Here is a 21,368-nt window from a genome sequence, read left to right on the forward strand (position 1 = left end):
TGTCTTTTGTATCTTGGGAAATTCCTTGGAAGCCGGCAACAATTGCAATAGCCCCACCATCGATAGCTTCCCGAATCCGACCCGGTGTCACATCAATGATGCGCGCTTTGCCATGAACTGAATCTGTAATTACGCCAGCTTGCGATCCAGTAAAGGAAAGTGCTTCAAAGCCAAGATTATTAATTGCCATCGCAAGCACGGCCATTGAAATGCGCTCACCAGCGGTGAGCAACATATCCAGCTCGCGCCCCTGCGGAATCGGAGTGACGGCATTGGCCAGTTCAATGAGTTCATCAGTGGTATCGCCCATGGCGCTGACCACGACGACAACCTGATTGCCAGCCTTTTTAGTCGCCACAATGCGGGCAGCCACGCGCTTCATGCCCTCGGCATCAGCTACAGAGGAGCCACCAAATTTCTGAACAATCAGACCCATGGCTTAAGTGTGAAGCAGGAGAAAAAATGACGCCACCCAATTATCTAAAAATCTTACTATGTGAGATGCTCCAGCGCCCAGATAATGAGACTAAAGGTTGGTGCGGCCCTCAAAGGCACGACCGAGCGTGACTTCATCTGCATATTCCAGATCTCCGCCCACAGGCAAACCGGAAGCCAGGCGCGAGACGTTGATACCCATCGGCTTAATTAGGCGAGCAAGGTAGGTGGCGGTGGCTTCACCTTCCAGGTTGGGATCTGTGGCCAGAATGATCTCGGTAATCGTTGAATCTGCCAGCCGCTGCATTAATTCTCGGATGCGCAGTTGATCTGGGCCAATTCCATCAATAGGACTGATGGCACCGCCAAGCACATGGTATTTCCCGCGGAATTCGCGCGTGCGCTCAACTGCAATGACATCTTTACTCTCTTCCACAACGCAAATCTTTGTTCCATCACGTCGGGGGTCGCGACAAATTCGGCATTCAGTCTCCTCTGAAACATTGCCACACTGCGTGCAGAACTTAACCCGCTCTTTCACTGTGCGAACTGCCTCAACTAAGTTAGCTGCAATTTCAGAATCTGCTTGCAGGATATGAAATGCAATGCGTTGGGCACTCTTGGGTCCAATACCTGGCAGCCGACCTAGCGCATCAATCAGGTCTTGAATCGCGCCTTCATACATTCCGGTTGACATTATTCGTGGCTCGTTTCGCTAATGAAAGTGGCACCAAGTTCGGAGGCAAGGAGCGCCGCACCCGATAGTTGGGTCTTATCTGTTGGAGCCTCTGAAGTTCGAACCGCACGCGATTCCGGAGTTGATGTGGTCTCAATACTGGGATCGACTGTGACCTCGATCTTGCGGTCAAGTCCGACAACTTCAATAAATGCCTGGCGTAGAATTTCATCTGACTCGCTGCGCACAAATGAATCACGAGCACCCGAGTTAACGATTCCGATCGTGATGTTCTTATCATCCACCCCAAGAATCTGTGCACTTGCTGATAACAGTGACCAGGTAAGGCGGCGGCGCTTCTTCACATTTTCAATCACATCAGGCCACAACCTTCGCAGCCCTGCCACATCAATGGCATCAATCTGGGCTTTTGCCGGCGCAGCAGCTTCCTTCGCAGGTTCACTTACTTCACTCACAACTGCGGCTACAGCAACTTCCTTGACAGCTTTAGCTGGAGCTTCCCGCTTTGCTTCGGCAGTTGCCGCACTTACGTAATCGGCCCTATCAACGGCTCGAGGCTGTGGGGCAATACTTTCAACGCGCTCCAGCCGTTCGATGCGAGCGAGAAGTCCTGATTCACCGGCATCGCCCATCGGGAGCAAGATGCGCCCGCAGATGAGTTCGAGAATAAGACGCGGCGCAGTTGCACCACGCATTTGGGTGAGTCCCTCTGCTGCAATATCTGCAGCGCGCGATAGCGATGCTTGTCCGATGTTCTGTGCCTGCCCGCGCATCCGTTCGAGTTGATCATCTGGAAGTTCGCGCAAGATGCTGTTGGCATTAGTTGCATCTAGTGCGTCGACAATCATGAGATCGCGCAATCGTTCGAGTAAATCTTGGGTGAAGCGACGTGGGTCATGTCCTGATTCAATCACGCGATCTACTGTCTTAAATAGCGTTGCGCCATCGCGGGCAGCGATGGCATCCATCGCATCATCAAGGAGCGCCCCATCAGTAAATCCAAGAAGTTGAATAGCGATGTCATAGCTGACTCCATCCTTGCCAGCACCGGCAAGGAGTTGGCCAAGGACAGATAAGGCATCTCGAACTGAGCCACCGGAGGCACGAACTACAAGTGGCAGAACGCCTTTAGCAACCGTCACGCCTTCAGATTGGCAGATGCCTTCAAGATGTGTGGTCAGAGTTCCTGGCGGTACTAAGCGAAATGGGTAGTGGTGGGTACGTGAGCGAATTGTTGAAATCAACTTCTCTGGCTCAGTTGTAGCAAAGATGAAAATTACGTGAGGAGGCGGTTCTTCCACAACTTTGAGTAGTGCATTTGACGCACCCGGCCCTAGCTGGTGGGCCTCATCAATAATATAAATCTTGTACTTACTTTGCACTGGTGCAAAGAATGCTTTATCGCGAAGATCGCGCGCATCATCGACAAGTCCATGTGTTGCCGCATCCAGTTCAATCACATCGATAGAGCCAGGACCATTTGCTACTAAATCTTTACAGGATTGGCAGAGGCCACATGGATTCGGTGTGGGTCCTTTTTCACAGTTAAGTGAGCGCGCCATAATGCGAGCGCTTGAAGTTTTTCCGCAACCACGAGGTCCGCTAAAGAGATATGCGTGATGAGTTTTCCCTGATTCGAGCGCATTTGAAAGCGGAACAGTGACGTGTTCCTGCCCAATCACATCTGCAAATATAGAGGGGCGATACTTTCGATATAACGCTAAGGACATCTTTTTCTACTCTCGTGAAGGTCGCAATTCAATTCACTTCTAATTGGCTGCAAGCTGATTAACTTCTGACTGCTTATATTGATTTGGGACCTCCGGTGCACCCGTCAGAGCGTACCTACCCTTGCTGTATTCCTACCCTGGGGGAGTTCGGCCGCGGTGGCGTCGCACCGGAGATCTGGCCCAATCTTAAGTGTCAGAGCACTCACTTGGACACCGATACCCTTAGCCGGTCGGACTCACGGGCTTCATTGAAGCAGGTAGGTATGACTCAGGAGGATTCGCATAGCGGCCGAGTGCGCACGCTTGGAAAGCGTGTATAGGGCAACCTATCGAGGGTTCAAATCCCTCATCCTCCGCCAGGTTTTCCAGAGGTATCTCGCGCAGATTACGAAGCGATAGTGAAAACTGTTGGCAGCGTGAGATGTTTATTAGACATCAAGCTTGAATACCCGCACTCGTCGCAGAGAACCATCGGTCCTTTTTCTGCATTCATAACAAGTTCGAGGTCTTGCGAACGGCACAAGAAACACTCTGGTAGATCATTAATTTGTGACACAGCAACCCCTTCTTTAGCAAGTAATCGGCTGGGGAAGCGATCTAATTCTCCACCTCACGGTGTAGGTACTCAGCGGCTAATAGTGAATGTCAGGTAAATAATGGAAGAAATTAAATCTCTACGCCAATGTATTTAGTCTGCAAGAACTCATGCACTCCCTCAAAACCACCTTCGCGCCCAAGGCCCGATTGCTTTACACCACCGAATGGCGCAGCAGGGTCAGAGATTAATCCGCGGTTGATTGCGACCATGCCAGCTTCAATGCCTTCTGCAAAGCGGATTGCACGTTTTAAATCTTGCGAATACACGAAACTCATGAGCCCATATTCAGTGTCATTAGCTAGCGCAAGGGCTTCTTCATCAGTATCAAAGAGTGCAATAGGTGCAACTGGGCCAAAGATTTCATTGGCCAAGAGGTCATCATCTTTGGAAACTTCAAGCACAGTTGCGGGATAGAAAGCCCCAGGACCATCAGGGGTAGTAGCACCGAGGTGGACCTTGGCACCGCGCGCTTTAGCTGCATCGACAAGTTCGGCAATCTTGTTTCGTTCTTTCATCGAAACACTTGCTCCAAGCTGTGTTCCAGCCTCTCGACCAACGCCCATTTTCATAGCAGCCATAGCCTTTGTGAATTCTGCAATGAATTTATCGCCAATAGCACGCGCGACATAGATGCGGTTGGCAGCATTACATGCAGCGCCGCCATTGCGCATCTTTGCCAACATTAAGCCCTTTATGGCTTCTTCGACATTTGCATCATCTAGAACAACAAATGGCGCATTGCCACCCATTTCCATCGAGCAACGAATTACCTGATCTGCTGCTTCTTTGAGCAGAATCTTTCCGACCTGGGTAGATCCAGTAAATGACAAATTCTTTACCCGATCATCGTGAAGCAGTTTGCTAATTGCTGGACCGGTTTTCGCTGGAAGAATTACATTTAAGACGCCCTTGGGTAATCCACAGCGCTCGAGGATGTCGGCGATAGCGAGGGCAGTCAGTGGTGTTTCACCAGCAGGTTTCAAAATCATGGTGCACCCTGCGGCGATTGCTGGACCAATCTTGCGAGTTGCCATTCCGGCAGGAAAATTCCACGGTGTAATTAAAAGCGAGACACCAATAGGTTGGTGTGTGACCAGAATTCGCTTATCCCCTGCCGGTGCCATCCGAAAATCACCTGAGATGCGTACAGTCTCTTCGGCAAACCAGCGGAAAAATTCTGCTGCGTAATTCACTTCGGCCCTGGCATCAGGCAAAGCTTTACCATTTTCTTTTGAGATCAGTTCAGCTAAGTAATCGGCTTCGGCAATCATCATTTCAAAGGCTTTCCGCAAAATTTCACTTCGCACGCGTGGGGCAGTCTGTGCCCACGATGGGCCCGCGCGGTCGGCGGCCTCTACAGCGGCGAGGTTCTGATCGTCACTGGATGTGGCAACTTTGGCGATAACAGAGCCGTCACTGGGGTCGATAACGTCTAGCGTGCCGCTTCCATCTACCCATTGACCATCTATAAATAACTGAGTGCGCATAAGATAAGCATACTTACGAGATATCGATGGGTCACCTAAAATGGTGTCCTACGCAGCGGTGATGCCTTAACTGCAACGCCCGAGGGAGTAGAAGTGCCTAAGTCTTGGACCGATGATGCACCGGAGCCGGTAGCACTACAGGAACACGCGCACGTGAAAGATCCATTCTCCTACAAGGTAAAGCGCTTTCTTCTAGGCGGTGCACTCAATCGTCACTCACTTGGTCACCAACGTCTGAGCAAGAGATACGGGCTCGGAATTCTCTCTTCAGACTGCATTTCATCTTCTGCCTACGGTTCAGAACAGATTTTGATTGCACTCCTTCCTGCCTTCGGTTTAGCAGCATTCGCAATCTTGATGCCGATGACTGCAATAGTTCTTGTAATACTTGTCATCATTACATTGTCATATCGAAATGTTATTGATGTGTATACAAAAACTGGTGGCGCATATATTGTCTCGCGCGATAACTTCGGACCTGTCGTTGCGCAAATTGCCGCTGTTGCGCTGATGCTTGATTACATTGTCACGCTCGCGATTCAAGCCGCCGCTGGTGTCGCTGCAATAATTTCAACTTTCCCTTCCGCTGAACCGTGGAAGATGCATATGATTTTTGCAGTTATCGCACTTCTTACATATGGAAATTTGCGTGGAGTTAAGGAAGCGGGGAAAGCGTTCGCATTTCCTACCTATTTCTTCATCGGATGTATGTTCATTGTCTTCGGTATGGGGCTCTACCGCTTAGCAAATGGAACTTTGCCTGTGCTCGATACCGATTCGCCTGGTGCCGTTGAGTTAGGAGAACCACAGGGCCTACTTACATTTGCCGCAATCTTTATCCTGCTTCGCGCCTTTGCAAATGGCGGATCATCTCTTACTGGCCTTGAAGCTATCTCTGATGGTGTTGCCCTCTTTAAAGCACCAGAGCATGTAAATGCCAAACGTACTCTCGTCATCATGAGCTGCCTGCTTGGAACTCTTGTTTTAGGAGTCTCTTACTTTGCTCATCACATCTATGCCATGCCATATGAATCTGGTGTTCCGACAGTAATTTCACAGATTGCTAAAGCTGCAGTGGGTACAGGCGCCTTTGGCTCATTTATGTTTATTATGGTTCAGCTAGCAACAATGCTTATTTTATTTGCTGGAGCAAACACCACGTATAGTGCATTCCCACTGCTAGTTAACTTTATTGCATCAGATGGTTACCTACCACGCCAGTTAACTAAGCGCGGCCACCGTCTTGCATTCTCAAATGGAATTCTCTTGCTTGCAGGTGGCGGAGTCCTCTTGGTGGTAATTACGGCCGGATCTGTCGAACACCTCGTTGCCTTCTATGCCCTCGGAGTTTTTACTGGTTTCACACTGGCTGGCTTCGGAATGACTCGCTACTTCCTGCGTACTAAACCTAAGGGCTGGAAGATTAAAGTCTGTATCAACGGACTTGCTGGTTCAATCTCGCTAATAATCGTCATCATTTTCTCTGTCGTTAAATTCACCCAAGGCGCATGGTTGGTACTTGTGACGGCGCCGATCTTGGTAGCAACATTCTTGCGTTTACGTCGTCAATACACACGCGAACAAGATGCTCTCTCTGTGAAGATTGAGCAAGAGCGTGCTACTTCTATGGCACGTCACATTGTCACAATATTCGTCGATAGCGTCGATGTTGCGACAGTTGGAGCAGTTCGTTATGCACGAAGCCTTAAACCACACAAGATTAGAGCAGTGCATTTCGTCATCGATGATCGTCGCGCTGAAGATATTCAAAAAGCCTGGGCAGCATCCGTTGCCCTTGAAGATGTTCAACTTGAACTCATCGATTGCCCAGACCGTCGAATCGCTAACTCTGCACTCGACTACGCAATCCGTAAGACCGAGAAACCTGATGTTGAGTTAACTATTTTATTGCCTCGTCGTTCATACTCACGATTCTTAGGTCGCTTACTTCATGACCAAACTGCAGAAGAGATTGCAGCACCAATCTCACAGTTACAGCGCGTGGTTGCAACGATTGTGCCATTTGATGTCAACAGAATTACTTCAGGCAAACCACTTGCGATCAACCATGAGAGTGAAACTCTGACCCACGTTAAGGCCACTGATATTCAGAAGCCAATGCAGGATGCTCCGAAGGTTTTTGCTCCGATCACGCACTATGCCGACGATGTCACCGCAATCGGTGAGATTCAATGGCGTAAACGTTCTATGGTCCATGGCAGAGTAACTTCAATTTCAACAGCTCCGCGTGGCTCTGCTCCCATACTTCAAGTTGAAGTGTGGGATCACAGTGGTGGTATTACTTTGAACTTCTTGGGTCGTCGCGAAATCGCAGGTTTGGAAGTTGGTATGGAGCTCCGCGCAGAGGGAATGGTCGGAGAAGAAGATGGCCAGCTCGTTATTTTAAATCCTTCTTACGAATTACTTATCTGAAAAGAAATCTTTCAGTAATTGTGCACACTCAGCTTCACGTATTCCAGCTGTCACTTCAACGTTGAAAATTGAACGTGGATCTCGAAGTAGGTCCCAGACAGAGCCGACCGCTCCCGCTTTTTCATCCCACGCACCAAAGATTAAGTGTGAAATTCTTGATTGCGCGATAGCACCGGCACACATTGCGCATGGTTCCAGCGTCACAACCAAGGTACACCCATCGAGGCGTGAGTTCTGTAACCGCGAAGCCGCATTGCGAATGGCAACTACTTCAGCATGTGCTGTTGGGTCGTTATTAGCCTCTCTTTCATTAGAGCCTTTACCAATAACAACGCCATCTTGATTTAGAACAATGGCACCAACTGGAACATCGCCAGTGCTTAGCGCACTCCGGGCTATTGCAATTGCCTCACCCATTAATTCATCTGGAGTACGAAGTGAAATTTCTATGACTCCAATAACTCTGTAAATTGATCGCCAAATCCCAATCGATTAGCTATTGCTTCAATCAGTTCATCTGGAAAGAGATTTGCATCATCGCAGAGTGTTGAAAGTTCCATATGGGGCAGACCTAAGTCAGCAAAGATATCTAGGTCGCCTGTAGGAAGTGGTTCATCTTCATCATCAGGTGCATCAATATCTGCAATCTCCAAGAATTCAGCGGCCACTTCATAGTCGAGAGCTGCGGTGATATCGCTCATGAAGTATTTAACGTTACTACCTAGTACACGAATTGCGATAAAAAATTCGTCATCAATTGCGATTAAAGCAACAGCGCCACCGTTTGTTTGTTGCTTCTTTAGCCGATCAATGATGTGAGTTAAGTCATCCGGGTCAGGCAACGCGGCAAGAGACCAGCGGCCGTCTTCATGCCACGCCTCAATTGCGAAGTCTTGGGTCTGCTCTGACACATCTGCCATTTTGGCACTCATTGGATTAGAAAGAAAGCCCTGTAGGGTAGCGGACATGAAAGTTCACGTTGCTAACCATCCGTTAATCTCTCATAAATTAACCATTCTGCGCGATGAAAAGACCGATTCTCCAACTTTCAGACTTCTTGTTGAAGAGTTAGTGACCCTGCTGGCATATGAAGCAACTCGTGAAGTTCGCACTACAACTATTTCAATCAAGACTCCTGTGACTGCTACGACCGGATTAGTACTAGCTGAACCGCGTCCAGTTGTCGTGCCCATCTTGCGTGCAGGTTTGGGAATGCTCGAAGGCATGACAAAGTTATTGCCAACCGCACAAGTTGGATTCCTTGGGATGGTGCGCAACGAAGAAACGCTGCAGGCAAGCACTTATGCAAATCGTTTACCTGAAAATTTATCTGGTCGCCAATGTTTTGTCCTTGATCCAATGCTTGCAACAGGTGGAACGTTGGCTATGGCTATTAATTACCTGATCGAGCGTGGTGCCAATGAAATTACTGCCATCTGTTTACTTGCTGCCCCAGAAGGAATTAAGGCACTTGAGAATGAATTTAAAAATTCAGGAGTTCCTATCACGCTCGTGACAGGATCACTCGATGAAAAATTAAATGAAAAGGGATACATAGTCCCTGGCTTAGGCGATGCCGGTGACCGTCTCTATGGAGTTGTGTAAATGGCTTCAACATCCCCTGGGTATGGCATCACAATTCGTGTTGAGGGATCTCCGGAACTTCAACCTGTTGCTTTAATCACGACAACAATTACCAATGCTGGCGCCACAATTACCGCACTCGATGTTGTTGAATCTTTACTCGAAAAAGTAGTCATTGACGTCACTTGCGACACGATCGACTCTGACCACGCTCAACAGATTCATGATGCTCTCTCAGCCAATAATGGCCTCACAGTTCGTAAGGTGAGTGACCGCACTTTCTTGCTCCACCTCGGTGGAAAAATCGAAGTAACTTCAAAGGTTCCTCTGAAAACTCGTGACGATCTATCTCGTGCCTACACACCCGGCGTCGCTCGTATTTCACAAGCAATTGTTGATGACCCATCAGATGTTCGCCGCCTGACCATGAAGCGCAATACGGTGGCTGTTGTAACCGATGGTTCTGCCGTGCTCGGCCTTGGAAATATCGGACCCTCCGCGGCGCTTCCCGTAATGGAAGGAAAAGCAGCGCTCTTTAAGCGCTTTGCAAATGTAGATGCTTGGCCGGTCTGTCTAGATACGCAAGATGTTGATGAGATTGTTCGCACAGTGCAACTTATTGCCCCCGTGTATGGAGGAATCAATCTCGAAGATATTTCAGCACCACGATGCTTTGAAGTCGAGCGTCGATTGCGTGAACTGCTTGATATTCCAGTCTTTCATGATGACCAGCATGGCACTGCGATTGTCGTTCTAGCAGCGCTGCGCAATGCTCTTAAGTTGGTGAAGAAAGAGATGTCTGCTGTAAAAATAGTTATGAGTGGTGCAGGAGCTGCTGGCACAGCGATTGCGCGACTTCTTCTCTTAAGTGGTGCTCAGAATATTATTGCTTTCGATAAAGATGGACTCATCGGTGGAGATTTGGAATCATCAGATCCAATGCGTTCATGGTTTATCGAGCACTCTAACCCTGGCAATTTCGTTGGTGATATTCACCAAGCAATGGTGGGAGCCGATATCTTTATCGGAGTTAGTGCACCTCACGTTCTCAAGGAAGCGGATATAGCTGCCATGGCAGCGGGTTCAATTGTTTTTGCACTTGCCAACCCGGACCCAGAAATTGACCCAGTAATCGCTCGAAAGTATGCAACGGTAATTGCCACCGGTCGAAGTGATCACCCTAATCAAATAAATAACGTGCTTGCATTCCCGGGCATCTTCCGTGGATTACTCGATGCAAATGCTCACAAAATCACCGATAAGTTGCTTGTAGCAGCTGCGGAAGCGATTGCAGATTGTGTAAGCCCATCACAGCTAAATACATCTTTTATTGTACCTAGCGTCTTCGATCCCAACGTCGTTATTAAAGTTGCGGCGGCAGTGAAGGCTTCTGTGTGATTGAACTAGCTGCATCATTTGATTCTCAACTATCAACTCTTGCTCCGTTCATCTTTTATATTCTTATCGGGGCGATAGTTTTCATTGAAACTGGCCTTCTCTTTGGTTTCTTCTTGCCTGGTGACTCTGTCTTATTTAGCGCGGGCCTAGTCGCTGCTTCTCATGGAAATATCAATATTGCCGTGTTAGTGGCAATCATCTTGGTATCGGCATTCTTCGGCGATCAAGTCGGATTCGTTATTGGACGTGTTGTAGGGCGCCCTTATCTCGACAAGAGAAAATCACCACGTGTGCAGCGAATGATTGCAAGATCTGAACGATTCTATGAAAAATCAGGTTGGTGGGCAGTTGTGGCAGCTCGCTTTTTCCCTTGGATTAGAACATTTGTTCCACCCATTGCAGGGGCATCGAAGATGAATTACTACAAATTCTTATCTGCAAATGCATTGGGCGCAGTTCTGTGGGGCGCAGGAATCACTCTCGCTGGCTTCTATGCGGCAAGTTTTCCGTGGGTGAAGACATTCTCTTACGCGATTGCAGCCTTTTTTATTGTCGGTTCAATCGTTTCCGGGATTGTGAATTATTTACGCCACCGACGAGAACCCCACAATAAGTCATAATAATTCCTGTAACCAGGTAGACACTTACCTGCACACCTTCGGTGGGTGAATAAAAATCAATCAGCAATGATCCAACTAGTTGTCCTCCAACGCTGAAAAGCGTAAAAGTTAACACTCCGAGGTGCTGAACGATTGTTGAAGTAAAGGCAATGTAGATAACACCAATGACGCCTCCCGTGTAAATCCACCATGGGCCGGCAGGTAAAGGAACAAGTTCTGTTGGGCCTACCGCAATAAGCATTGATAGAAAAATTACCAAGAAAATGGTTCCCATGATGAAATTAAGAAGAGAAGTTGTAAAACTCTGGTGAGAATGTTCGTTTATCTGTCCATTGAGTGCGCGCTGCACTCCAACAATTGCCCCCGCAATACAGCCCAACACAACGGCAAATATCGAAAGATTGCGTGCATCTAGGCGATCGAAGACCGAGATGAAAACTGCAAAGACTGTAAATAGAGCGGCTGCAATTCGTCGGGGAGTGATGTGCTTCTTGCCACCACCAGTTAATCCAATACGGTCAACAACAAGTGATGCTGCGGTCTGTCCTGCAATAGATGCAACTGAGTAAATTGCCACACCGATCAGGGGAACGATATGTGTTTGCACCGCAACAAAACTCCCGCCCAGCGCCCCTGCAAAGAGGGTCCATTTTGGCAACTCTTTACGGGCAACGGCGCCTCGAAGGTTTCGCGCACCAGCTTTGATAGCGGGGTTAAATAGTGCAATCACCGCAATGATGGCCAGACCTGACCCAAATGAGACAAGCGCCGCTTCTACACCATTTCCAATTAAATGCGAGAGTTCGCCGTTTGCACGGGCTTGAAGAGCAATCATCACTCCAGAGACCGCGGCGAGGAAATCTAAACGTTGCGTCTTTCTAGACATGACCTAATCCTATTAACTTTCGAGGGCTAGCGTCACTTGCAACCACTCTTCTTCTCGGCTCGCAAGTTCACTTTCAGCCGAAGCAAGTTCACTGGCGAGTTCAATTAAACGTTGGTGATTCGCGCTTTCACGCTCTTGTTCGGCTAATAGTTCTGCAATTCTCTCTTTACCTTTGACTATCTGCTTATCAAGGCGGGCGAGATCTTTCTTGAGTTGTCTCTGCTCTGCTGCACTCGAACCAGATGATTGCTTTTGTGCAGTGCCACTCCGTGACGACACTGCTTCAGCACGTTGCTCCAGATATTGATCTACACCTCTCGGTAAATCACGGAGTACTTCATCCCCGAGCAACCCATAGAAGCGATCACAGACTCGCTCGAGGAAATATCTATCGTGAGAAATAACAATTAGTGATCCACCATAGCTGTCGAGTAAATCTTCAAGTTCGGTGAGGGTTTCGATATCAAAATCATTTGTGGGCTCATCAAGTAATACAACATTGGGTGAATCCATCAATAGTCGAGTTAATTGCAATCGGCGACGCTCTCCGCCTGACAGATTACCTACCGGTGTCCATTGCGCATCACGATCAAAGCCCAGACGTTCGCATAGCTGGGAAGCAGACAAAGTCTTTCCTTTGCCAATCTCCACATGGGTAGCAACCTTTTCCACCGCTTCAAGTAGGCGCCACTCTGGATCTAACTCATCTAAATGCTGAGTGAGAAAGGCAATCTTTACCGTAATACCTGTAACAAGTTTGCCGGCTGAGAGTTGATGCAAGCCAGCCAAAGTTCGCATGAGCGTTGTTTTCCCTGAGCCATTAACGCCCACAATTCCTATGCGATCACCCGGACCGATGTTCCATGTGAGATCTTCGATTAACTTCTTATCACCGGCCCTAATAAGGCCATGATGTAGTTCAAAGACAGTATTTCCTAAGCGGTTAAGTGCAAACTTTAAGAGTTCGGTTGAATCACGCGGGGCGGGCTCGGCAGAAATTAATTCATTTGCGGCATCAACGCGAAACTTTGGCTTCGTTGTTCTAGCCGGTGCGCCTCGTCTAAGCCACGCTAGTTCTTTTCGAATCAGGTTATTTCTTCTAGCATCCATTGCATTTGATTGACGAGATCTCTCTGCTTTTGCTAAAACGAATGCCGAATAACCACCGTCATACTCTTCTACTTTTCCAAGCACTACTTCCCAGGTTCGATCTGTGACGGCATCTAAGAACCAGCGATCGTGAGTAACAACAAGTAGTGCTAAATCTTTTCGATTGTTCAAATGCTGGGCAAGCCAGGCAACGCCTTCAACATCTAAGTGGTTTGTTGGCTCGTCAAGTAAAATCAGATTCAGGTCATCAATGAGTAACTTGGCAAGGCCTACCCGTCTTTTTTCACCACCTGATAGCGATGAGAATACTCTTTCGAATAGGTGGTCATCGAATCCACCAAATAGTCCAGTAAATATCTCGCGTATCTGTGGGTCACTAGCCCATTCGTGTTTCTCACGATTGCCAATCACAACATCACCAACGGTGGCATCGGCGGCGGCTGTATCAATCTGAGAGAGAATTCCAATACGCGCTACATTTGATTTTGTTACTCGACCAGCGTCCGGATCTTCTACGCCTGCAATAATCTTCATAAGCGTGCTTTTACCCGAACCATTGCGTCCTACGATTCCAATTCGTTCACCCTCTGAGACTCCGAGTGAAACACCATCGAGAAGAGGACGAATATCGAAGGCTTTGAAAACCTCTTCGATATTTACAACATTGCGCGCCACGGTAGGAGAGCGTACCTTTGAACTATGAAGGTCACTGACCGCGCTTATGCGTTGGAATTGGATAAGAATGATCCGCTCGCCAATTACAGAAGCAAGTTTGTGATTACAGACCCAAATCTCTGCTACCTCGATGGAAATTCACTCGGTAGGTTGCCCCATGCCACCGTCAAGGCGGTAGGAGATTATCTCTCCCAAGAGTGGGGCAATGAAGTCGTTACCGGTTGGAGTCATTGGATCGATGAAGCTCAGGTGGCTGGAGATCTGCTGGGCCGGGCAGTTCTCGGTGCTGGCACCGGACAAGTTCTTGTCTGTGACACGACTTCAGTTAATTTCTATCAACTTTGTTTAGCAGCAATTAACGCACGCCCTGGTCGAAAGACAATCATTACCGATGCCGCAAATTTTCCAACTGATCGTTACATACTCGATGGAATCGCAAAGAGCCATGGGCTTAATCTGATAATCATCGATAACGAAGATCCTACTGTCGCAGAGAATGAGTTAATCACCGCAGAACTATTCGAGAAGTACATGACAGAAGATGTAGCACTCGTAACTTTTCAAGTGATTCAATATCGCTCTGGTGCTCGTACGGACATTAAATCCATCACTGACTTGGCGCGAAATTATGGTGCGCTTGTTGTTTGGGATGCCAGCCATGCAGCGGGCGCTATCGAGATGAACTTCGATGCCAACGGTGTTGATCTTGCGGTGGGGTGCACATATAAATATGGCAATGCTGGTCCTGGATCACCCGCGTGGTTATATGTGAATAAGAAAATTCAAAATGAATTACAGACTCCCATTCAGGGATGGTTTGCGAATGAAGATCAATTCGGCATGGGGGCTGAATTTGTTAAGGCCGACGGAATTCGCGGTTTCCAAATTGCGAGTCCTTCCATTATTGGAATACGTGGTGTGCAAGTTTCCTATGCAATGATTGAAGAGGCAGGTATAAACGTCATAGCATCGAAGGCTGCTATTGGGACTCAGATGATGATCGACTTATTTGATGAATGGTTAGCTCCTCTTGGTTACGCTCTTTTAACTTCTAGAAACCCTCAAGAACGGGGCGGGCATATCGCCATCGGCCATCCTGATGCCGCAAGAATATGTGTTGCGCTTCGAAAATTTGCCAACGTAATTCCCGATTACCGCACGCCTAACTCAGTTCGTTTAGCTATCTCTCCTCTAGCTACCTCATATGTCGAGGTGTGGGATGGATTGCAAAGAATTAAGGCTCTCACTGAGACACGTCAGTATGAAAAGATTACAGATATAGGATCTCGAGTCACATGAGCAATGAATTTGATTCTGCCCTTACATACACTTCATATCTTGCCATCGATGAATTGCTTGCACTTCAGAAACCGCTTTCTACCGGACCCGAGCACGATGAAATGCTATTTATTATCATCCATCAGACCTATGAGCTCTGGTTTAAGCAATTAATTCATGAATTCTTAGAAGCTCAACGCGCACTTGAGTCAGGCAATACTCACTACGCACTTGCAATCCTTGGGCGGATCCGGACCATCATGAAGGTATGTGTTGCACAGGTAGATATCTTAGAAACAATGACGCCACTTCAATTTAATGCTTTTCGAGGCTTTCTCTCATCATCTAGCGGATTTCAATCAGCACAGTTTAGAAAAGTAGAAGCGATTCTTGGACGTCGCGATAGCCGTATGTCGAGCCATCTCCCACCCGAAATTCAATTAGAAATTAATGAGATTACTGCTCGTAATTCGTTATGGGATTCTTTCCTTGCGTATTTGGAGACACGCGGTTACACACTTCCTCAGGAAGTAATCTCGCGAGATAAATCAATTGCATATGAATCCAATACCCTTGTTCAAGAAGTCCTCTTAGTTGTTCATAAGCAGGATCCGGAGAGTTCCATGGTCAGCGAACGATTAGTAGATATCGATGAGGGTATTCAAGAGTGGCGATACCGCCATGTGAAAATGGTCGAAAGAACAATCGGAAAGAAGATGGGAACAGGTGGTTCCAGTGGAGTGGAATATCTTGCAAGCACTCTCTTTAATCCGATTTTTAAAGATCTTTGGGAAATCCGTTCGCACTTCTAGCTAGGACTGCGAGTGCCATAGGCAGAGTGAGCAATCTCCCTGCGTCGTCTGATGTAGTTTTCTGATGCACCCATGATGAGATGTTCAAATCGAATCGTTCCCTTAATAAGTGGAGCGAGTTCTTCAACCGTATTTTGAGATCCCCAGATTGGATTCTCGCTGTGCACTAAATTTTCAACCTTGTGAGGATTTATCGTGCGATAAATTAGAGCCGCCCTTCTGAGAACTCCCCACAACAAAAGCTTTTTCAGGCGATTCATGGGCCCTGGACGAGACATCCCTGTCTTGCATGCCAATTCATAAAGAATCTTCGCAATTTCTGCTCCACCGACTGGATCGGGAAGATGAGCACATTGCTGATGTAGTCGCTCACGAATTTGCGAATCTTGTAATTTCTTAACCGCGTTAGTGATGTTTTGCAAATCTGCTTGATCAGCTCGTATCGCAAAGCCCATGTCGTGACACCACTTAGCGCGCGCTTCTTGGTCGTCCGTTCCTCGAATATTTGAAACGAACACAGTTGGTACCTGAGCCGGTAATAGTTCATGAACCCCGTTGTATCCCGTGGCGCAGACGCTTGCATCGAATGCGCGCAACACCTGAGCTAGCGGGAAATGGCGCACTACCCGAATATCTAAACCTTCGGGTACCAATGAAGCGCCATTTTTATCTACTGGATCTTTAGTGAGGACAACCTGCAAATCTTTCCATCCGATTAGTCCGCGCAAAGCCGCAGTCATCTTCTCATTGACGTCACTTTCACCAGTGCCAAGTTGAACCAGCACAGCTGGACGAATTGAATCAAGGCCTAAAATTTTTCGCGCTTCAGCGCGTGAAAGAGCCTTATCTTTTTGAAATAGTGAAACCGGAGCAGTGAGAATCCCTTCACTGCGATGAACTGTTGGTCCCAAGTCATAACCTCGGGCAAAATCTCCAGGTTCAATCACTCGATCTACTAATTGCGATTGAAAAGGTAGAACAAAACGCAAGAGATTTCTTTGCCACATCCCTCTTCGAATCCACACAATATCTAATTCAGGATTCACTAATTTTGTGGCGATAAAACCAGGGTAAGGAACAACTCCATCAAAGGCGATAATGCGGGCCCCTGTCTCCTGCGCTATCGCAACTAGGCGATCGCGAAAATAGGTATCCCATTTACTTCTTGGCATCCATCCACGCGTCTTTCCAGGGATGTACTCGCAGCGAATTCCAGTGGCCGATGGAATCTCAGCAATACCTCCAGCAACAGAGACAATCACGGGTGTTGCAAATTCTTGCATCGCGCTGGCTATTGCTGTCGCTCTGGCAAGATGCCCCATTCCAATTCCATTGCTTGTCGCAAGAATAATTGTTGGTTTAACCATTACGTAATACTTTTCGGAGTATCAACTTGCTTATTTTCTGGAGGAAAATTACCAGCTGCAAAGGAGAATTAATCTTCTTTCCTTCGCGTTTAATAAATCGATTAAAGCGCTTAAATCGAGATTTTTTACCGGAATTGAATTGAAGAAACTTCTCATCAGTTATCCAATTAATTCCCCATTGTTTGGAAATATTTTCATAGACATTTCCTCCTGAGCTCAGAGCACGAGAAAGCGCTGGCCCAAAGATGACATATGCACGGTTGTCTTGCTTATCAACAACTCCTAATAAGCCGTAACCTTGAGATATTTGAAAATCAACTAAATGCTTCAAATCTATCTTGGATGTGCCTTCAAAAAATACGTAGTGCGGAGTTGCACTTGGCCGGATTAATTCAATTACGCTATCGATTGTTAGATTCACTTTGGAATCAATTTCAACAAATGTGTAGCTTTCATCTCCCTTGAGCCAGCTATGGATTTCGCGAAGATCTGCATAAATATCTGAAGTTGGAGAGTATCGATTTCTCAGAAGTTTCCATGGACCTATCAGTGTGAAACGAGCAGATGTGCCGTTAGTTGCTAGCAGCTCCTGCCTACGCAATAGCAACTCACTTAAGGTTACTTTGCGGGCGTCAACAAATACCTCGTATGTAGGGACTTTCCAATCAAAGTTATGCCGTGATCGAACTGAGTGCATCTCAGGAATAAATTGCGCTAAGGCTGGATCATTATGTCGGTGAATTGACTCTTTATTCTTCTCAACTGTACTAAATCCTAAATGCCAAGAGTGCGCTTCTCGTTCTGGAACTGTTCTTAGCCCATTTGTAAAGATGCGCCACCCCAGTTCAATATCTTCTCCGGTGATAAGTTCGCGGTTATAACCACCAAGTTTCCTCCATTGTGAATTCATCATTGAGAAAGTTGCACCTACAAAAGTTCGGTAACCTTCAAGTGCGGGATTAATTAAATCCTGTGTGCGATTTACCCGCTCTTCCCATAACTCTTTACTCCAGCTCTGGGTATGTAAATTGTGAAAACCACCCTTGCGTAGCGATTCTAAGAGCATGGCTGGTGTGTACTCCCAGTGATCGACAAATTTTTTCCAGCCTAAAACTGCAAAATCATCGCAAGCATGATGCCACTTCATATGATGAGCTAAGTGGTTAGGTTCAAAGACCATATCTGCATCGATGAACCATAGAACATCCTCTTTCAGCCCTGCTGCAACATGATTTGTGGCGGCAGTCTTTCCCCAGTGAGAGGGGGAATTTTTGTACTTAACCAGGCGAGTATTTTTGGGAGAAATAGCAGGAATAACTATTGGAGTACTACTCCCATCATCAATGATGTAGATGCTGATTAATCGAGATGGGTAACTCTGCGAGGTGAGAGAAGCTAAAACAAGATCTAGTTTTTCTTGTCCATCTTTGCAGGCAATAACTACCGCAACTGAAAGTGATGGTTTTAAAACAGGTGAAAGGTCTTGTGGGCGGTTAAATCGAAAATTGGTACTCATGCGTGAATACTCCCAAAAACGGGGTGCTGCCATCTTCCAGCCACATGCTCATTAGCTCCATTAAGGTATTTGGAGTAGTTGGTTGCATAAGTATGGAATGTGAAGGTTCGGCGATAAATGTAACCGGCTCCAAAAGTTCGCCAAATTTTTCCACCATTATTAGTTACTCCACTAAGTAAGAACCTGTCGACCGCGGTATTACCGTCACCAAACCAATGTGCTGCTTCAGCTACCGTGCGCTTAGCAAGAATTGTTCCTCCACAAACCCAATCACTCCATAACTCAACTGCTTGAATTCCGTGAGGTGAGAATCTACGCACTGTCAGTTGTAGAGGTTCAAGATAAACATAATTCATCGCCCTGCCCACAACATCGGCGCCAGTGTCTAGGGCCGCATCCAATAAATCTCTTAGATGCTCAGGTCCGTAGTAATCATCATCATCCATCTTGGCGATGAATTCACCGGAGGATGACTGCCCCAAGGAGGAGAGAATGGTGCCTAGGTTTTTCTCCTGATCAAATGAGTAAACGTTGACTGAAACTTTTCGTTTCTCCAGAGCCCTGATGAGTTTCTTATGTGAGGCATTTACTTGAATTGCATGCAATCCAAGTTGTAATTCAAAAGTGGGAAGGCTTTGAGCGCATAACTGCTGCAGTAGATTAGTCAGATCATCTGGACGAACCGTAGAAACCAGAACTGAAACTGATGGGTACTTCTTTACTCGTGACCTACGTCGCTTACGTAATAGTTCTAGAGCATCAATTTCTTGAAAAAAGCTGGTTTGTTTATCTAGACTCTTAATTGCGGGCTCTGACACAGGCCAAGACTATCAATCTTCAAAACATGGACTGATAAGATTCAAAAGTGTCTACCGAAGGTAAAATGCCCTCAATAAAGAAGTTTCTCCTTAATGTGAGGGCTCTACTTCCCTATTTCGTAGTCAACTACCTTCGCAAAGCTGATCCGGTGGATTCAAAAATAGTCTTTGTACTCTCCTTCCCCCGCTCAGGCACGCATGCGATTGGCAGTTTACTATCAAATGACCAAGCCGGATTTCACTACTACGGGGAATTTTTCATCTTTAATGCATGGAATAAAAATATCGAAAAGATAAACCGACACTATCCGTTTTTCTCTTTTCGCTATTCGCAAAACTTGAAACAGCAACGTAAGAAATGGTCCTATAACAAATTTGAAACAACCTCTCTTGACTCTAAAAAAACACTAAGCGCAATCAAGAAGATTCCTGGAGTTCATGTAATCAAGATATTTCCACAGCACCTACCTGATAAGGAATTGGAATCACTCATCTCTGAGTTCAAGCCACATATAATTTTCTTACGCAGGAACCATCTCGATCGTTTTGTATCCCACAAGAAAGCAAATGCCAGCGGTAAATGGCATACCGCTTCTACTTCTGACCTAGTAATTAATCTTGATGCCGGTGAGCTAAGCCGATTTATCTCAGAATTTACAGAGTTTTATACTCGCTATGTGCGATATGCCAAAGCGCAAGGTTGCCACACACTAGATGTGCCTTTTGAAGATTTACATAACCCAGACAAAGTTCGCGAGATACAGAGTTTTGCTGCTTTCCCTGGCTTCTCAGATTGGGATAAGTTAACTCTTGAGCCAACAACGGTAAAACAAGATCGCTCAAATAAAGTCCAGGAAGATTTTCTGGTATCAATGAGTAAGAGTTACTCTGATTTTGTATTCCCGCGGTTGCTGGTATGAGTCTAAAGACGCGTATTCTTAAAGAGCTCGAGAGTGAATCAATAGAGATCCTGCGCGAAACTGCAGTTGGTTTCCGTAAACCCGTCATGATGTATTCAATCGGTAAGGATTCGACGGTACTTCTGCACCTTGCACGTAAAGCTTTCTACCCAGCACCAATCCCGTTTCCACTTCTTCATATAGATACCACGTGGAAGTTCAAGGAAATGATCTCTTTTAGAGATCGAGTTGTTGCGCAAACCAATTCCAATCTGATTGTGTATACAAATCAAGCTGGTGTGGATGCAAATATCACCCCATTTACTACTGGAATTTCTGAATACACCCGTGTGATGAAGACTGTTGCGCTACGCGAAGCACTTGATTTCCATGGCTTTGATGCTGCTATTGGTGGATCGCGAAGAGATGAAGAGAAGAGCCGCGCGAAAGAGAGAATCTTTAGCGTGCGCGATCCCGGCCATCGTTGGAATCCGCGTGAACAACGTCCGGAACTTTGGAACACATATAACACTCGGCTGGGCCCTGGGCAGACCATGCGCGTCTTTCCAATTTCTGACTGGACCGAGAACGACATCTGGCATTACATCCTGCAGGAGGGTATTGAAGTAAATCCACTGTACTTCGCCAAAGAACGACCAGTAGTCAAACGTGGTGAACAATTAATAATGGTCGATGATGATCGTTACCCCTTGCAAGATGGTGAAACTCCATTTATGAAGCAGGTTCGCTTTCGTACGCTGGGCTGTTATCCACTCACCGCAGCTGTCGAATCCAACGCTCTCACTATTGAGGATGTTGTTGAAGAAGTCTTGCAAGTAAAGCTCAGTGAACGCGCCACGCGATTAATTGATGGCGATAATGAAGATTCTATGGAGAAGAAGAAGTCCGAGGGGTACTTCTAATGTCCGGTGCAATAGTTCGCCTCTTAACCTGCGGCAGTGTTGATGATGGTAAATCAACTCTCATTGGCCGCCTATTAGTTGAGACAGATAGCATCCCGCACG

At 46.8% G+C, this 21,368-nt stretch carries 20 protein-coding genes, 1 tRNA gene and 1 other RNA gene; 9 read left to right on the forward strand and 13 right to left on the reverse strand.

The window, feature by feature from the left end; genetic code table 11:
* The 4 genes from AC9UEP_RS04000 to ffs all read right to left on the reverse strand — a co-directional run.
* On the reverse strand, positions 1-436 hold a 436-nt coding region (locus AC9UEP_RS04000; RefSeq protein ID WP_509544201.1), incomplete at its 3' end, for an amino acid kinase family protein.
* 90 nt (positions 437-526) lie between these two features.
* Positions 527-1,120, reverse strand: coding sequence for a recombination mediator RecR (recR, locus tag AC9UEP_RS04005; RefSeq protein ID WP_509544234.1), 594 nt, complete (start codon positions 1,118-1,120; stop codon positions 527-529).
* 11 nt (positions 1,121-1,131) lie between these two features.
* A complete protein-coding gene (locus AC9UEP_RS04010) occupies positions 1,132-2,862 on the reverse strand; it encodes a DNA polymerase III subunit gamma and tau (protein ID WP_509544202.1) in 1,731 nt (576 codons plus the stop codon).
* An 81-nt stretch (positions 2,863-2,943) separates the two neighbouring features.
* Positions 2,944-3,041, reverse strand: an RNA gene (gene ffs / locus AC9UEP_RS04015) — signal recognition particle sRNA small type.
* Positions 3,042-3,133: 92 nt separating this feature from the next.
* On the opposite strand from ffs, the gene AC9UEP_RS04020 reads away from it, so the two are divergent.
* Positions 3,134-3,221 (forward strand) — tRNA-Ser (locus tag AC9UEP_RS04020).
* A gap of 26 nt (positions 3,222-3,247) precedes the next feature.
* On the opposite strand, the gene AC9UEP_RS04025 is transcribed toward AC9UEP_RS04020, so the two are convergent.
* Both AC9UEP_RS04025 and AC9UEP_RS04030 read right to left on the reverse strand, forming a co-directional pair.
* Positions 3,248-3,418: a hypothetical protein gene (locus AC9UEP_RS04025; protein WP_190277052.1), complete on the reverse strand. Its 171-nt coding sequence runs from the start codon at positions 3,416-3,418 to the stop codon at positions 3,248-3,250.
* Between the two features lie 110 nt (positions 3,419-3,528).
* A complete protein-coding gene (locus AC9UEP_RS04030; RefSeq protein ID WP_509544205.1) occupies positions 3,529-4,947 on the reverse strand; it encodes an NAD-dependent succinate-semialdehyde dehydrogenase in 1,419 nt (472 codons plus the stop codon).
* A 93-nt stretch (positions 4,948-5,040) separates the two neighbouring features.
* Between AC9UEP_RS04030 and AC9UEP_RS04035 the strand changes: the two genes are divergently transcribed.
* Positions 5,041-7,380, forward strand: coding sequence for an amino acid permease (locus AC9UEP_RS04035; RefSeq protein ID WP_509544207.1), 2,340 nt, complete (start codon positions 5,041-5,043; stop codon positions 7,378-7,380).
* On the opposite strand, the gene tadA is transcribed toward AC9UEP_RS04035, so the two are convergent.
* Together tadA and AC9UEP_RS04045 are read right to left on the reverse strand one after the other, a co-directional pair.
* Complete coding sequence (gene tadA, locus AC9UEP_RS04040; protein ID WP_509544209.1) at positions 7,369-7,797, reverse strand: tRNA adenosine(34) deaminase TadA; 429 nt, start codon at positions 7,795-7,797, stop codon at positions 7,369-7,371. The genes AC9UEP_RS04035 and tadA overlap by 12 nt on opposite strands.
* Positions 7,798-7,826: 29 nt before the next feature.
* Positions 7,827-8,300: a tRNA adenosine deaminase-associated protein gene (locus tag AC9UEP_RS04045; protein WP_509544210.1), complete on the reverse strand. Its 474-nt coding sequence runs from the start codon at positions 8,298-8,300 to the stop codon at positions 7,827-7,829.
* 46 nt (positions 8,301-8,346) lie between these two features.
* Between AC9UEP_RS04045 and upp the strand changes: the two genes are divergently transcribed.
* From upp to AC9UEP_RS04060, 3 genes are read left to right on the forward strand one after another with little or no spacing between them, the layout of a single operon-like run.
* Positions 8,347-8,985 carry a uracil phosphoribosyltransferase gene (gene upp / locus AC9UEP_RS04050; protein ID WP_509544212.1) on the forward strand — a complete coding sequence of 213 codons (639 nt, stop codon included), beginning with the start codon at positions 8,347-8,349 and terminating at the stop codon, positions 8,983-8,985.
* Positions 8,986-10,362, forward strand: coding sequence for an NAD-dependent malic enzyme (locus AC9UEP_RS04055; RefSeq protein ID WP_509544213.1), 1,377 nt, complete (start codon positions 8,986-8,988; stop codon positions 10,360-10,362).
* Positions 10,359-10,982 carry a DedA family protein gene (locus AC9UEP_RS04060; protein ID WP_509544215.1) on the forward strand — a complete coding sequence of 208 codons (624 nt, stop codon included), beginning with the start codon at positions 10,359-10,361 and terminating at the stop codon, positions 10,980-10,982. The genes AC9UEP_RS04055 and AC9UEP_RS04060 overlap by 4 nt, the downstream gene beginning before the upstream one ends.
* On the opposite strand, the gene AC9UEP_RS04065 is transcribed toward AC9UEP_RS04060, so the two are convergent.
* Entirely contained in the window at positions 10,909-11,868 is a 960-nt protein-coding gene (locus AC9UEP_RS04065; protein WP_509544217.1) for a DMT family transporter, read from the reverse strand. The genes AC9UEP_RS04060 and AC9UEP_RS04065 overlap by 74 nt on opposite strands.
* A gap of 12 nt (positions 11,869-11,880) precedes the next feature.
* Positions 11,881-13,653 (reverse strand): ABC-F family ATP-binding cassette domain-containing protein, encoded by a 1,773-nt coding sequence (locus tag AC9UEP_RS04070; protein WP_509544219.1) that lies wholly within the window; start codon positions 13,651-13,653, stop codon positions 11,881-11,883.
* Positions 13,654-13,677: 24 nt separating this feature from the next.
* Between AC9UEP_RS04070 and AC9UEP_RS04075 the strand changes: the two genes are divergently transcribed.
* Positions 13,678-14,952 carry a kynureninase gene (locus AC9UEP_RS04075; protein WP_509544221.1) on the forward strand — a complete coding sequence of 425 codons (1,275 nt, stop codon included), beginning with the start codon at positions 13,678-13,680 and terminating at the stop codon, positions 14,950-14,952.
* Positions 14,949-15,743, forward strand: coding sequence for a tryptophan 2,3-dioxygenase (locus AC9UEP_RS04080; RefSeq protein ID WP_509544223.1), 795 nt, complete (start codon positions 14,949-14,951; stop codon positions 15,741-15,743). The genes AC9UEP_RS04075 and AC9UEP_RS04080 overlap by 4 nt, the downstream gene beginning before the upstream one ends.
* On the opposite strand, the gene AC9UEP_RS04085 is transcribed toward AC9UEP_RS04080, so the two are convergent.
* Genes AC9UEP_RS04085 through AC9UEP_RS04095 form a run of 3 tightly spaced genes read right to left on the reverse strand, consistent with a single transcriptional unit; the run spans position 15,740 to position 19,444 of the window.
* Positions 15,740-17,110, reverse strand: a complete 1,371-nt coding sequence (locus AC9UEP_RS04085) for a UDP-N-acetylglucosamine--LPS N-acetylglucosamine transferase (protein ID WP_509544225.1) — start codon at positions 17,108-17,110, stop codon at positions 15,740-15,742. The two genes, AC9UEP_RS04080 and AC9UEP_RS04085, sit on opposite strands and share 4 nt — an antisense overlap.
* Positions 17,103-18,626 carry a glycosyltransferase family 2 protein gene (locus AC9UEP_RS04090; protein WP_509544227.1) on the reverse strand — a complete coding sequence of 508 codons (1,524 nt, stop codon included), beginning with the start codon at positions 18,624-18,626 and terminating at the stop codon, positions 17,103-17,105. Before AC9UEP_RS04090 ends, AC9UEP_RS04085 begins: the two co-directional genes overlap by 8 nt.
* Entirely contained in the window at positions 18,623-19,444 is an 822-nt protein-coding gene (locus AC9UEP_RS04095; RefSeq protein WP_509544229.1) for a glycosyltransferase, read from the reverse strand. The genes AC9UEP_RS04090 and AC9UEP_RS04095 overlap by 4 nt, the downstream gene beginning before the upstream one ends.
* Positions 19,445-19,593: 149 nt before the next feature.
* Between AC9UEP_RS04095 and AC9UEP_RS04100 the strand changes: the two genes are divergently transcribed.
* Positions 19,594-20,364, forward strand: a complete 771-nt coding sequence (locus AC9UEP_RS04100) for a sulfotransferase domain-containing protein (protein WP_509544231.1) — start codon at positions 19,594-19,596, stop codon at positions 20,362-20,364.
* Positions 20,361-21,266, forward strand: coding sequence for a sulfate adenylyltransferase subunit CysD (gene cysD, locus AC9UEP_RS04105; protein WP_509544232.1), 906 nt, complete (start codon positions 20,361-20,363; stop codon positions 21,264-21,266). The genes AC9UEP_RS04100 and cysD overlap by 4 nt, the downstream gene beginning before the upstream one ends.
* Positions 21,267-21,368 lie beyond the last annotated feature (102 nt).

Origin of the sequence: Candidatus Planktophila sp., from assembly GCF_040402315.1 — a bacterium.
Taxonomy (GTDB): domain Bacteria; phylum Actinomycetota; class Actinomycetes; order Nanopelagicales; family Nanopelagicaceae; genus Planktophila.

Bases quoted from the DNA above. Each gene is read 5' to 3' on its own strand.
- recR (WP_509544234.1), bottom strand. From the start codon at position 1,120: ATGTATGAAGGCGCGATTCAAGACCTGATTGATGCGCTAGGTCGGCTG.
- AC9UEP_RS04010 (WP_509544202.1), bottom strand. From the start codon at position 2,862: ATGTCCTTAGCGTTATATCGAAAGTATCGCCCCTCTATATTTGCAGAT.
- AC9UEP_RS04030 (WP_509544205.1), bottom strand. From the start codon at position 4,947: ATGCGCACTCAGTTATTTATAGATGGTCAATGGGTAGATGGAAGCGGC.
- tadA (WP_509544209.1), bottom strand. From the start codon at position 7,797: ATGGGTGAGGCAATTGCAATAGCCCGGAGTGCGCTAAGCACTGGCGAT.
- AC9UEP_RS04045 (WP_509544210.1), bottom strand. From the start codon at position 8,300: ATGGCAGATGTGTCAGAGCAGACCCAAGACTTCGCAATTGAGGCGTGG.
- upp (WP_509544212.1), top strand. From the start codon at position 8,347: ATGAAAGTTCACGTTGCTAACCATCCGTTAATCTCTCATAAATTAACC.
- AC9UEP_RS04055 (WP_509544213.1), top strand. From the start codon at position 8,986: ATGGCTTCAACATCCCCTGGGTATGGCATCACAATTCGTGTTGAGGGA.
- AC9UEP_RS04065 (WP_509544217.1), bottom strand. From the start codon at position 11,868: ATGTCTAGAAAGACGCAACGTTTAGATTTCCTCGCCGCGGTCTCTGGA.
- AC9UEP_RS04075 (WP_509544221.1), top strand. From the start codon at position 13,678: ATGAAGGTCACTGACCGCGCTTATGCGTTGGAATTGGATAAGAATGAT.
- AC9UEP_RS04080 (WP_509544223.1), top strand. From the start codon at position 14,949: ATGAGCAATGAATTTGATTCTGCCCTTACATACACTTCATATCTTGCC.
- AC9UEP_RS04085 (WP_509544225.1), bottom strand. From the start codon at position 17,110: ATGGTTAAACCAACAATTATTCTTGCGACAAGCAATGGAATTGGAATG.
- AC9UEP_RS04090 (WP_509544227.1), bottom strand. From the start codon at position 18,626: ATGAGTACCAATTTTCGATTTAACCGCCCACAAGACCTTTCACCTGTT.
- cysD (WP_509544232.1), top strand. From the start codon at position 20,361: ATGAGTCTAAAGACGCGTATTCTTAAAGAGCTCGAGAGTGAATCAATA.